The sequence below is a fragment of the Microbulbifer agarilyticus genome (genome assembly GCF_020171345.1).
Lineage (GTDB): Bacteria > Pseudomonadota > Gammaproteobacteria > Pseudomonadales > Cellvibrionaceae > Microbulbifer > Microbulbifer agarilyticus_D.
The window spans coordinates 151,533-165,222 of the sequence record NZ_JAIUZM010000001.1 but is presented as its reverse complement, the minus strand read 5'-3'; the positions used below and the strand labels follow the sequence as shown (position 1 = coordinate 165,222).

Here is a 13,690-nt window from a genome sequence, read left to right as displayed (position 1 = left end):
CGTTATTCCGAAAATTTACTACCTGGATGCACCAGTGTTTTTTGGTGTGAATACTGCGACTTCCTGACGGACGTTTGTCAGGTGTGTACTTCCTTGTCGAACCAGTTGACCTCGTTCATCTTGCGAACGACAACGAACTGATCGCGGTTGGCGCCGACAGTGCCGTAGTAATTGAACCCATAGGCGAGCTGGCTGTAGCCGCCGATCATATGGGTGGGCTTCACATTGATACGTGTCACCGAGTTGTGGATACCACCGCGCTGGTTGGTGATTTCCGAGCCCACGGTATTCACTATTTTCTCTTGTGCGTGGTACATGATGGCCGTGCCCGCCATCACCCGCTGTGAGACGACTGCCCGCGCGGTGAGTGCGCCGTTGATATTGAAGGCTTCAATCCAGTCGTTGTCTTCGATACCCGCCTGCTTTGCGTCCATTTCGCTGATCCATACCACCGGCCCTCCGCGATTCAGGCTCAGCAGGATCAGGTTTTCCGTGTAGGTGGAATGGATACCCCATTTCTGGTGCGGGGTGAGAATGTTCAGCTGGATCTCCGGGTTGCCGTTGGGGATCTTGCCGAGTACCTGTTTCACCGAGCGGGTGTCGATAGGCGGGCGCCAGGTAACGAATCCTTCGCCAAACGCCCGCATCCACAGGTGATCCTGATACAGATGCTGGCGGCCGGTGATGGTCCGCCATGGAATCAACTCGTGCACATTGGTCCAGTTCGACGTGTAGGACACGTGCTCGCTTTCGATGCCCGACCAGGTCGGCGAGGAGATAATTTTGCGCGGCTGCGATACCACGTCGCGGAAGCGAATCTTCTCCTCTTCCTTGCCTTCCGCCAGGTGGCTGTGGTCGCGGCCGGTGGCTTTACCCAGGGCTTCCCAGGCTTTTACCGCGACCTCACCGTTAGTTTCCGGGGCGAGCATTAAAATGGCTTCGCAAGCCTGAATGTCGGTTTCGATTTTTGGACGGCCGGCACAGCTGCCATCTGGATGGGTACCGTTCAGGCTGGCAAGGTTTTTGACTTCGGTTTCCGTGTTCCAGTTCAGTCCTTTGCCGCCGTTGCCTTTTTCCTCGAGCGCGGGGCCAAGGGAAATAAAACGCTGGTAGGTTGCCGGGTAATCTCGCTCCACCAGTGCGACCGAGGCCATGGTTTTTCCGGGCACCGGCTCACACTCACCGCGCTTCCAGTCCTTTGGTTCGTAGGGCTGGGCGATCTCGCCGGGAGCGTCGTGTTGAATCGGAGTCAGCACCAGATCCTTTTCTACGCCAAGTACTTCCGGACAAACTTCTGAGAATTTTTTCGCGATGGTTTTGAAAATTTCCCAGTCGCTGCGGCATTCCCATACCGGGTCCACAGCTGCGGTCAGGGGATGAATGAAGGGGTGCATGTCCGAGGTATTCAGGTCATGCTTTTCATACCAGGTGGCGGTGGGCAATACGATGTCACAGTAGAGGCTGGTGGTCGACATGCGGAAGTCGATGTTGACCATCAAATCCAGTTTTCCCTGGGGTGCCTCATCGTGCCAGACGACTTCAGAGGGGCGCTTGATCGGGTTGCTTTCTTCCGTGCCGACTACCCCGTGCTGGGAACCGACAAAGTGCTTGAGGAAATATTCATGGCCCTTGCCACTGGCGCCCAGCACGTTCGAGCGCCAGAAGAACATATTGCGCGGCCAGTTATCCGGGTTGTCCGGGTCTTCACAGGCAAACTTGAGCGCCCCGGACTTCAGCATTTCCGGCACAGCCCTGTCCGGGTCTATATCGGATTCGAAGATCGATTTTGCTACCTGCAACGGGTTCTGTTGCAGTTGTGGTGCGGACGGCAGCCAACCCATGCGCTCTGCGCGCACGTTGTAGTCGATCATCGCGTGATCCCAGTCGCCTTCCGGGGCGGTGGGGGAGAGAATGTCCGACACAGTCATGGAGTCGTAGCGCCACTGATCGGTGTGGGCATAGAAAAACGAGGTACCGTTCATATGCCGCGGTGGGCGGGTCCAGTCGAGGCCAAAGGCGACCGGCAGCCAGCCGGTCTGCGGGCGCAGTTTTTCCTGCCCTACATAGTGCGCCCAACCACCGCCGGATTTACCGCAACAACCGCACATCACCAGCAGTGCGATAATGCTGCGGTAATTCATGTCCATGTGGTACCAGTGGTTCAGCCCGGCACCAACGATCACCATGGAGCGGCCTTCGGTCTGCTCGGCGTTCCCGGCAAACTCCCGGGCAACCTGGACGATGGCATCGCGTTTTACACCACAGACGGTTTCTGCCCAGGCGGGCGTGAAGGGCACGTCGTCATCAAAACTCGTGGCGACGTTGTCACCGCCGTAGCCCCGGTCGACGCCGTAGTTGGCCATAAACAGGTCGAAGGTAGAGGCTACGCGGCAGCTGCCATCCTTCAGCTGCAGAGTAGCCACCGGCACTTTGCGCCCAAGTACAGAATCGTGATTGGTGGCGACAAAGGTTTCCGGTGCGTCGCTGCCGAAGTAGGGGAAGGAGACCGCCTCACGGCTTTCCGTGATGTCTTCAAGACTTAGCCGCAATTTGGTGTCGCGCCCCTGGCCGTCTTTTTCTTCCAGATTCCACTTGCCGTGTTCGCCCCAGCGGAACCCCACGGAGCCTGCGGGGCACACTACATCGCCGCTGTTTTCGTCGTAGGCGACGGGTTTCCAGTCCGGGTTGTTGGATTCTCCGAGGGCATCGGTAAAGTCCGCTGCGCGCAGCAGGCGGTCTGGCACCAGTTTCCCATCTCGCTCAACCAGTTTTACCAAGAAGGGGAGATCGGAGTAGCGTCGCGCATAATCGATAAAATAGGGAACCTGCCGTTTTACGTAGAACTCGGTGAGCACCACGTGACCGAGTGCCAGTGCCAGAGCAGCATCGGTGCCTTGTTTGGGGTGCAGCCACAGGTCGGCGAATTTACAAGCCTCGCTGTAGTCCGGCGAAACCACGACGCTTTTAGTGCCCTTGTAACGCACCTCGCTATAAAAATGCGCATCGGGTGAACGCGTTTGTGGGATATTGGACCCCCACACCAGCAGATAGTTGGAGTTATACCAGTCGGCACTTTCCGGAACATCGGTTTGTTCACCCCAGGTTTGAGGCGAAGAGGGCGGAAGATCGCAATACCAGTCATAGAAGCTGAGCAGGGTGCCGCCAATCAGTGAGAGATAACGGCCGCCAGCGGCGTAAGACACCATGGACATGGCGGGGATGGGGGAGAAGCCTACCACCCGATCCGGACCGTGCTCATGAACGGTATAGGCATTTGCCGCAGCGACAATTTCCGCCACTTCATCCCAGCCGATACGCACAAAGCCGCCGCGACCGCGGCGCGATACCCAGCTATCGCGCGTGGGGGCATCTTCGACAATGGAGCGCCAGGCTTCTACCGGCGATTTACTGACCCGGGCCGCGCGCCAGGCTTCCACCAGCCTGCCGCGTACCAGTGGATAACGTACCCGGGTACCGGAATAGAGGTACCAGCTGTAACTGGCACCGCGTGGGCAACCGCGCGGCTCATGGTTGGGGAGGTCGGGACGCGTGCGCGGGTAGTCGGTTTGCTGGGTTTCCCAGGTAACGATGCCGCCCTTTACGTAGATTTTCCAGGAGCAGGAGCCGGTGCAGTTTACACCGTGGGTGGATCGCACGATCTTGTCTGCGGCCCAGCGTTTACGGTAGGCGTCCTCCCAGTCGCGGGGGTCTTCGGTGGTAATGCCGTGGCCGGCGGAGAATTTTTCTGTTTTTTTACGGAAGAAGGTGAGACGGTCGAGAAATTGACTCATCGGCAGCGCCCATCCATGGCGTTTGCATCGGGTGATACGCTTCAAATTAGGCGCGACTTATAGCCCCGTCAAACCAATTTCCGAGTTAAATTGGACTTAAGTTCGTCATTTGCTTCTATCGGTAGAAATTGGTGCGCTTTGCTTGTATTTGGGGGTTTTCCTGGAGTTCCCGATACGCGCGACGCGAATACTTACGGCGGTATCTTGTTTACGTAGCGCGTTGTATATCCTGCATAAAAAGCACACTATGTGCCACGCGGCGCAGAATCATCTGAATAGAGGTATATTGCGTAGCAAAGCATAAAATAGGACTGCTAGTGGAGAAAACGGTGGGTGAGGTCATTCAGTTCAAGCGCAAGACCGCTTGGGAAAAACATAAAGGCAGTAGCCTGTGTCGTGATGGCTTTCACAAGTGGAAGGTGGTGGCTGAGCGAAAATTTGATGTGAAGCAAGGAAGGCTGATAACGGAATCACGCTGTCAGCGGTGCGGAAAAGTAAAAACTGAGTTACTGTGATTTGCCAGAAGCTAATTGTATCTGTTTAGAAGCCGGTGCTAGTGGCCGGTTTTGTATCGATAGTCCGTATTAACCTTTTTCCCTCCCGCTTTAACTCATTGGTCCATTTGCTCCCTTCATTCAGTGACATATTGAATCTTGTTTATCCCAGTGGCAAGTTTTTCTGAGCCAATACTTGGATGACGTGTTTTAGCCGTTAAATCGCAAATAACAATAGTCATGAAGCGGAGAAAATAATTGATGAAAAGAGAAAACGGGCGTTCAGCTCCAGCCGGGAACGCATATAAAAACTTGCTTTTGGCCACACTTGCGCTGATGTCCAGTAGTGCGCTTGCTGTTGAACCACTGTCTGTAAATGGCAACCAGGTCTTGATTGGAGGTCAGCAAGGCAGTGTGGCAGGCAACAGTTTCTTCTGGAGTAACAATGGTTGGGGGGGCGAGAAGTTTTATAACCCAAGCACCGTTAGCTGGTTGAAGTCCGATTGGAAGTCCGGCGTGGTACGTGCGGCCATGGGCGTGGAAGATCCCGGAGGCTACTTTGATGACCCGGCGGGAAATGAGGCTAAAGTCCGGGCCATCGTGGATGCAGCTATTGCCAACGACATGTATGTGATTATCGATTGGCACTCCCATTACGCGAATGAACATGACTGGAGCCGTGCGGTCAATTTCTTCTCACGCATGGCCGCCGATTATGGTCATACCAACAATGTTATTTATGAGATTTTCAACGAGCCCAAGCAGGTCTCCTGGTCCAGTGGCGTTAAGCCATACGCAGAATCCGTTATCTCATCAATCCGTTCGATTGACCCGGACAACCTGATTATTGTCGGCACCCCGAACTGGTCTCAGGACGTGGATGACGCTTCCTTTGACCCCATCCAGGGCCACGCCAACATTGCCTACGGCCTGCACTTCTACTCCGGCTCTCACGGCCAATGGTTACGCGACAAGGCGCAGACCGCATTGAATAACGGGATCGCGCTGTTTGTGACCGAGTGGGGCACCGTAAATGCCGATGGTAACGGCGGCGTTAACTACGGTGAGACCGATGCGTGGATGGAGTTTCTTAAGAACAACAATATCAGTCACGCCAACTGGTCGATCAACGATAAACCAGAAGGTGCCTCTGCACTGGTGCCGGGTGCAAGTGCCACTGGTAGTTGGGCGCCCGCCCAGTTGACGGCATCGGGCAACAAAGTTCGAGATATTTTACTTAATTGGGGTGGCCCAGAGGGTGGCGATGACTGCGATTCGGCAACTGCGGTAAATGTACCCGGACGCATCGAAGCCGAAGCGTTCTGTGGCGCCGATGGGGTGCAAACCGAATCCACCAGCGATACCGGCGGTGGTGAAAACGTTGGTTATATCGATACCGACGATTGGATGGCCTATCGCATCAATGTACCGGCAGCTGGGAACTACGAGGTTTCTTACCGTGTTGCGGCCAGCGGCTCAGGCGGTGTCTTGCAATTTGAAGGCAAGGGTGGCTCGCCGGTGTACGGCCAGCTGGACGTACCGAATACCGGAGACTGGCAGTCCTGGACCACGATTTCTCATACCGTGAGCCTGCCAGCCGGTGATCAACAGGTAGCGGTCGCTGCGGTGGGGCCGGGTTGGAATATTAACTGGTTGGATATTCAATCTACTGATCCGGGCGGTGAGACCATCAAGGTTGAAGCCGAAAATTACACCTTCATGGAAGGCGTTCAGGTTGAAGCGACCTCTGATGTAGGCGGGGGTCAGAATGTGGGTTACCTCGATAACGGCGACTGGATGGCCTATCACGGTGTAAACGTGCCGAGTGCCGGTAATTATCGAGTGGAATTCCGTGTGGCCTCTCAAGGCGGCGGCCAGCTGAGCTTCGAGCGAGCGGGGGGTAGTCCGGTATACGGTACCCTGAACGTGCCCGCCACCGGCGATTGGCAGAACTGGACCACGATCAGCTTGGATGTCCATCTGGATGCCGGCTCCCAGGATTTTGGTATCGGCGTACCGGTTGGTGGCTGGAACCTGAACTGGTTTAGTTTGACCAAGCTCGATTGATTCTTGATTTTCTGGGTGGCTTAAGGAATGCCGCTTTAGGGAATCTCGGAAATCCATACCATTAAAAAAGCCCGCGCTAGCGCGGGCTTTTTGTATTTGTGCACCTGTCTGCAGGTTCTCGTTTTTGACTTTGTGCTTGCCCAAACTCAGTGGATCAATCCACATTTGCGCGTTCGGTTGGTGTCAGGTCATGCGAACTCGTACGAAATTAAGAAAACTCTCTTATTGATACGACGTTCCCCAAGAACCTCCGTATTTTTCACTCTCCCAATAATGAAAAATTTGATGGTGAGAATAATGAAGAAGAACGGAAGAGCATCGCTGGCGGCGCTGACCCTGTCCGCGCTGGCATTTGCCAGCTTGTCACTCGCGGAGGAAGTCAGTGTCCTTACTACCCAGGGCGACCGCGGCAAACTGCTACATGAACAGGTGCTTGACCTCCCGTTCACCCAGCCCGCCGCCACAAGCGGGTTTGCGATTGAAATTGACCCTTCGCAAACGTTTCAATCCGTAACTGGCCTCGGCTACGCACTCACGCAAGCCAGTGCAGCGGCCATCCTTTCGCTACCAGAAGCCGAACAGAATGCGTTTCTAAACGAGATGTTCCATCCGCAGGCGGGAAACAACGTCTCCATGGTAAGGATCAGCATCGGTGCATCCGATCTCTCTACATCTCTGTACACCTACAGTGACGAAACCCGCAGCCAGGAAAACTTTATTCCGGATCCGGGTAAAACCTACTACATCGACATGCCCGCCCACGATGTGCGCCTGGGTGCCAGTGGCTTTAACGAAGATCCCTACACAGCACCTGACTCACCGCACGGACCGGACTTCGAGTGGAAATTTGTCCCCGCGGGCGATGGATTGTTCTTTATTGATCGCGCTGCCGGTGGAAGCGTGCCACGGTTGCGCACCGACGATACCAATATGGCGGATATGCAGGAAACTTCCGCTGACGGCTGGTGGGAAAAATGGGAGTTGACACCCGGCGAAGGGCATGGCGCCTACTTCCTATCGCTGCCGCTAAAAGGTTTCGGTAACCACGACCGGCTGCATATCGATGACAATCTCCTGGTTCGTATGGTAGATAACGACCAATCTGCCGGCACCTGGGAATCCTTTACCTTTACCGAAGTAGGCAGCGACCGCAGTTTCTCCCTGCAGGGGCCTGACACGCAGACCTTGCTCCCTGTATTAAAGAAAATCCTCGCCATAAATCCAGAGATCAAAGTCCTCGCCACGCCGTGGACCGCACCATTGTGGATGAAAACCAACAATGACTGGGTCGGCGGGACGCTCAAACCCGCGCACTACGGCGATTTGGCAAATTACTTTGTGCAATATATTCAGGCCATGGCTGCTGAAGGTATTACGATCTGGGGGATGACGCCGCAAAACGAGCCAGAAAACCCCTGGAATGAACCCAGTATGCTGATGAATGCCGAGCAGCAGTACGACCTAGTGGAAACATATGTCGGCCCGGCATTGCAGCAAGCCGGTCTCGGCCATGTGAAATTACTCGGCTTTGATCACAATCTCGACCACCCGGAGTTTCCCATCCGCGTAGCCCAGAGCCAGTACATTGACGGTTCCGCGTTCCACCTGTACGCCGGTGAAATAAGTACCATGAGTGATGTTTATCACGCGAGTGGTAAAGACGTTTATTTTACTGAGCAATGGACAGGTAGACCGGAAGACGATACGCCCGCGGGATGGGCTGCGGCGTTTGATGGCGACCTCGCCTGGCATATGGAAACGGTGGTAATGGGTTCCCTAAGGAATTATGCGCGCACAGTACTCGAATGGAACCTCGTAACCTCGCCGCCTACCACCCTAACCGGTTGTACTGCGTGCCTGGGCGCGATCACCCTAGAAGAGGGGGGGCAGGGGCTTACGCGTCATGTGTCTTACTACATTATTTCGCAACTCTCCCGCTTTATGCAGCCTGGTGCGCGTCGAGTTGCGTCCACAGGCTTCTCTGAAAGCATCGTAAACGTTGCGTTGAAAAACCCGGATGGCACTTTGGTGGCTCTGGTGTACAACAAGTCGAATAGCGCCCAGACGGTTTCGGTTGCATGGGAGGACTCGGCGTTCGAGCATACTATCGCTCCGCGTACCGCGGTAACCTTTCGCTGGCAGCCAGATGTGCCGGTGGCGGATGAGGATGGGGACACGGTGCCGGACCAGCTCGACCAGTGCCCGGGCACGCCCACAGGTGTAGAAGTAGATAGCCTTGGCTGTCCCGTTCCCGGCGATGATGACGCAGATGACGTGAGTAACGATGTCGATTTGTGTCCGCAAACGCCACTCGGCGCACCGGTGGACAGTGACGGTTGTTCACTGTTGGATGATGATAACGACGGGGTGCGCAACCCCTTCGACGCCTGTCCGCAAACCGTCGGTGCAGCAACCAACAGTGGCTGCCCAATTGAAAGTGATTCCTTGCGTATTGAGGCAGAACACTGGCGCGAGGCTGGGGAGGTTCAGGTTGAGCCAACGTCCGACATCGATGGTGGAGACAATGTAGGCTGGATTGATGCTGACGATTGGATGACCTACAGCATCCACTTGCCTGCCAGCAATACAGGTCGCTATGAGGTGCGCTATCGAGTGGCGTCCGCGAGTAACGGAGGAAGTCTAACCCTGGAGCAACCCGGAGGTGCCGTGGAATACGGAACCCTAAAGTTCAGTGCTACGGGAGGCTGGCAGAGTTGGGCTACTGTATCCCACACAGTTTCGCTACCCGCAAATACCTCAGAACTTGCGATTGCTGCCTTAAGTGGCGGTTGGAATATCAACTGGTTTGAAATTAAACCGGTTACAGATTCCAGTTGCAATAACGATCCAAGTTGTCTGGACGACGACAATGATGGTGTTGTTAATTCAGCAGATCAGTGCCCTGCAACGGCACCCGGTGTCACAGTCGACAGCAAAGGATGTACTGTGACCAGCAACCAGTGTGATGGCATTACCGCTTATCCGCACTGGCTCCACGCCGATTATGCGGGCGGTCCCAACACCCACCTTCTTGGCGGAGACCAAATGACCTATCAGGGAAACTTGTACCAGGCGAACTGGTACACAAATAGCGAGCCTGGGAGTGATAACTCCTGGACGTTGATTGGTAGCTGCCAGTAATTAACGTGGGGCCGCATAGCGGCCCTTCGTAATACAGTACAGAAATCGGTACGCACGGATATGGTGTCTGACTTCGGTGATTATTACCGGTCGAATTAGAGTTGTAGTGGGATGGGCAGGATTAATGGAATAGTATCCATAGAATTGCGTTTTCTCGGTACTCAGGATTTCAAAGCCGTCACTTTTAGTAAAATACCTGGATGGTCCGATGGCGCGGCGTCAATACTTTTCCCGCTGCCTTTCAGGCCACGCACGAAACCACAGTCAATACCATCCCCATACAGGAATGATAAATCTGAGCTTATGGCGAGCGCTTGGGTCGTCGCACTTTCGCAGGTTGTGTTGAAGTCGCCCGCCACCAGTAGCGGGATATCGAGTAGATACGGGGAGTTTGTAGCGGCGTTGGTTTCGCGGCTATTGGCGTAACGCACCCGTTCGCTTTCGTGATCCCAGTGCACATCGATCAGGCCGAAACGCTCGGCGCCACGTCGAATTACCACCAATTCACCAGTGCGCACTGCATTTGGCCCATCCGTCATATCAAAGCGTTCATTGTGCTCGAACTCCAGTCCTCGGCAACGGTTGGCGAAAACTTGATATCGGCGCACCCAACAATTCCCCAATGCGCTGGCCAAAGCCTCTGCACGTCGGTAATCGGTGGGCAGGCCTTGAATCTGCCAATCGTCGACACCCTCCTGCACTGCCAGCAGATCTACATTGTGATCGGTAACGAGTTGCGCATACTTGGCCGCGGCCGCCGGCATAGTGGCATGTCCGTAAATATTCAGGGATAGGACGGTGAGGGGCTCGGCATCGTTGCTTGATTTTTGGGGGTTTCGGCTGTCGGGGGCCTCTTCGGGTAGCTCGAAGCCTGAATTTTTCTCGAGGCGTGGGATACTCCAGCGATTGTTTTCGGTATCCAGCGATCCGCCAAGTCTTTCCTGTACCACTCGGTCAACGATGGTTACGCCCACCCGTGCCATATTTGTAAATGTATCCTGACCATTGTTGGCAAAACCGCCGCGGGTACGATGAATGTCGAATTCATCGGATAGTGGACCGAACCACGCAGTGAGTTTTTCATGTCCGTAGATAAAACCCAGTAATCCGCCCCAGGTGGCGGCCGGGTTGTCGGAATCCCAGCCCATTAACACGGCCAACTTTACGGTTTCCCGGTAGTCCCCTTCACCGTAGAACAGGCTGATCAGGCTGGCGCCGAAATTGATGCCGGCGGCAAAGCAGCCGTTGCAGTAGAGGTTACGTGTACTGAGGTCGTAACCAGCTTCGCCATTGATTTGATATTTTTTATGCAGGCTATCGCGCACTTTTTCCCAAGGTACCTTCTTTTGGTACTGCTTTTGTACGAAGTCGTACATGTCTGCACTGTAGCTTCCTTGCGGCAGCTGCTGGCGCGCGCGGTCGGCGATGGCGAAGAGTTGCGGCTTGACGGGGAGCGTGGAGTCAATGCCCGCAGCGAGAGCGTGCATCACCACATAGAATTCTGCCGCCCAGGCGGCGTTTTCACGTGCGGTAGTGCGGATGGGAAGGTGGGCCATGGCGAGGGCAATGTCCGGCATTCCGGGCGCAAACAGGCCGAATATTTCCGTGGTCAGTTGCGCATCGATCATGTCGAAGTGGGGGTTGTGGTCGGGTTGGCTGGTTTCCGGTGGCAGCAGAGATTGCTCACGCATTAAGTCGTGTGCCCGTTGGTTGGATACCCAAAGAAAGTTTTCCGCTTTTCCATCGGTAGTGGTGAAGGGGGTGTTTTCGTCCGAATAGATATGCGTGAGCCAGCCGTCGCGAATTTGCTCGGGGGTGAGCATTGTGGTCTGGTGTTGATCCAGTAGGTGCTGATATATGTATTCGATATCGGTGTCGTCATCCGCTCCCCACACTTCCCCTGGCCGGCGCAGGACCCAGTCGATGGTTGTGGATAAGTCACTGGGGACACCTTGCCCCCAAATACTCGGCTGGTCCGTTTTTCCCCAGTCGTCCCGGGTGTAGAAGACACCGTGCGGGCCCGGGCCACCGATTTTGTCCATTTCAGTGACCAGCCCCGTCCAGTTGGCAAGACTTTGTCCCAACCAGAAGCCGCGTAGTTTGTTCTGGTACTGCGTACGCGTGAGCGGAAGAGTCCCGTACGTGGTGACACTTATTGCCGGACTGGCGGCGAAAGACGATGGTCCACTAAGACTGCTGACCAAAATTAGAATTCCGGTCGTATAGACTGTCGCTGCGCGGATTTTTTGGAAAAGTGGGTTTTGTGCCATTGCCAAACTCCATCAGGCTTTAGATCTTTGAATGCCTTTTAATTCCCGGGCGTGGATGCCCGGGAAAAGAGTTTATTTAGTTCAATCGGCCTTCGTGTAAACGCGCTCGCCTTCAACCCAGGTTTCGGCAACTTCTACCTGCCAAATATCTTCCGGGGCAATCGCAAATATATTTTTCTCCAGTAGGATAAAGTCCGCGAACTTCCCCGGTTCCAGGTTGCCGATCAGGTTTTCCTGGTGGCTTGCATAGGCTGCATCCAGGGTGAATGCCCGTAACGCTTCAGTGAGTGTCATGGCTTGCTCTGGCCGCCAACCGCCTTGCGGTGTATCGGCACGATCTTGCCGGGTAACCGCGGCATGTAGTCCAAACAATGGGTTGGCGGGCTCTACCGGGAAGTCGGACCCACCCGCGATCTTGGTGCCTTGGTCGAGAAAGGTGCGCCATGCGTAGGCGCCTTCGAGGCGTTCTTCTCCCAGTCGGTCACCAGCCATGTTTTTATCGCTGGTGGCGTGGGTGGGCTGCATTGATGCGATCAGGCCAAGTGATGGGAATCGTGGTATATCGCTTTTCAGCATGACCTGAGCATGCTCAACCCTGTGGCGGTACGGTTTCTGGTCGTTGTCTTTGTGCAGGGTGTACAAATGGTTAAGCACGATGTGATTGGCACGATCGCCAATGGCATGTACGTTGACCTGGAAGTCGTGCTCGGTTGCAAGCCGTAGTAGCGAGAGGATTTCATCTTCCGGGTGGAGCAGGAGGCCGCGTTCATCTGGCTTGTCCTGATACGGGGCGAGTAGCGCTGCGCCACGGCTGCCAAGTGCTCCGTCGGCCGAGAGTTTGATACTGCGCACGTAGAGTCGCTGGTCGGGCGCGCCGATGGGGCCGGCTTTGAGGAGTGTTGTTAGGTTTTCATCCTCGATGGCAATCATCGGGTAAATGCGCAGTGGAATGGCACCCTCTGCGGCGAGTTCACGGTAGGCCTGCAGGGTATTGCTGTCGATGCCGGCGTCGTGAATACCGGTCAGGCCCAGTGACAGGGCGCTTTTGAATGCGGCCTTTAACGAGGCTTTATCCTGCTGCAGCCCCGCCTGAGGAATGGCGCGCTCCAGTAGCAGCATGGCGTTGTCTATCAGGATCCCGCTCGGCTCACCCAATCGGTCTTTGATGATCTCACCACCCTCCGGATTTTCCGTTTCTCGGTCGATGCCGGCGAGCCGCAAGGCGGCAGAGTTGGCCCAACCTGCATGGCCATCAACCCGGCGTAGCCAGACGGGATTGGGGATGTCGAGCTTGTCGAGTGCTGTTTTTGTGGGGAATTGCTTGCCCGACCAGAGTACCTGGTTCCAGCCGCGTCCCAAAACCCATTCGTTCGCAGCTTTATCTTTGGCGAATGTTTTTGTGGCGCCGAGGGTTTGTTCCAGAGAAAGGTTCCTTACATCTAATTCCTGCCTTAGACGTCCTAGTGCGAGGACGTGACCATGTGCGTCTATCAGCCCAGGCAACAGCGTCCTGCCTCCAGCATCCCGTACGTTTGCTTCGGGGAATTTCTCCCTCAAATCTGCCAGCTTGCCGGTTGCCAAGACCTTGCCATCGTCAAAGACCAGCGCCTCAAATGACTCAAGGCCATCAGATGTCGTGTGATAGCCAGCAATATTGTGGATAAGCGTAGCGGCCTGGATGTTGCTACAAGCCAGAGTAAGAATGGCTATGAGGAGCGTGCGGGTGAAGTGCATCGGGAGTCCACCTATATGATTATTATGAATTTGCTACCTTTATACGTCTTTTTGCAGCCTTGTGGAATGCCATTGTAGTGCGATGAAATCTAACACATCCTTCTGAGGATAGGGGTGGTTGACTGTAGCCACGCAGTGTTTTGGGCGAAGAGGGAACGCCTGAAAATTCTTCTTCTCTTTTGCTATTGGAGAG

At 55.0% G+C, this 13,690-nt stretch carries 6 protein-coding genes; 2 read left to right on the top strand and 4 right to left on the bottom strand.

Features of this window, described 5'->3' with window-relative positions; all coding sequences use genetic code 11:
• Positions 1-77: 77 nt before the first annotated feature.
• Together LCM31_RS00640 and LCM31_RS00630 are read right to left on the bottom strand one after the other, a co-directional pair.
• The gene (locus LCM31_RS00640) at positions 78-3,791 is read right to left on the bottom strand and encodes a nitrate reductase subunit alpha (protein ID WP_224866681.1); all 3,714 of its coding nucleotides are present in this window, start codon (positions 3,789-3,791) and stop codon (positions 78-80) included.
• Between the two features lie 631 nt (positions 3,792-4,422).
• Entirely contained in the window at positions 4,423-4,668 is a 246-nt protein-coding gene (locus tag LCM31_RS00630) for a hypothetical protein (protein WP_224866677.1), read from the bottom strand.
• A 31-nt stretch (positions 4,669-4,699) separates the two neighbouring features.
• Between LCM31_RS00630 and LCM31_RS00625 the strand changes: the two genes are divergently transcribed.
• Together LCM31_RS00625 and LCM31_RS00620 are read left to right on the top strand one after the other, a co-directional pair.
• Positions 4,700-6,352 carry a carbohydrate-binding protein gene (locus LCM31_RS00625; RefSeq protein WP_224866675.1) on the top strand — a complete coding sequence of 551 codons (1,653 nt, stop codon included), beginning with the start codon at positions 4,700-4,702 and terminating at the stop codon, positions 6,350-6,352.
• A 297-nt stretch (positions 6,353-6,649) separates the two neighbouring features.
• A complete protein-coding gene (locus LCM31_RS00620) occupies positions 6,650-9,493 on the top strand; it encodes a cellulose-binding domain-containing protein (protein ID WP_224866673.1) in 2,844 nt (947 codons plus the stop codon).
• Positions 9,494-9,654: 161 nt separating this feature from the next.
• Here the strand turns inward: LCM31_RS00620 and LCM31_RS00615 are convergent, their stop codons facing one another.
• Both LCM31_RS00615 and LCM31_RS00610 read right to left on the bottom strand, forming a co-directional pair.
• A complete protein-coding gene (locus LCM31_RS00615) occupies positions 9,655-11,763 on the bottom strand; it encodes an ADP-ribosylglycohydrolase family protein (RefSeq protein WP_224866671.1) in 2,109 nt (702 codons plus the stop codon).
• Between the two features lie 81 nt (positions 11,764-11,844).
• Entirely contained in the window at positions 11,845-13,497 is a 1,653-nt protein-coding gene (locus LCM31_RS00610; RefSeq protein WP_224866669.1) for an amidohydrolase, read from the bottom strand.
• Between the last annotated feature and the right edge of the window lie 193 nt (positions 13,498-13,690).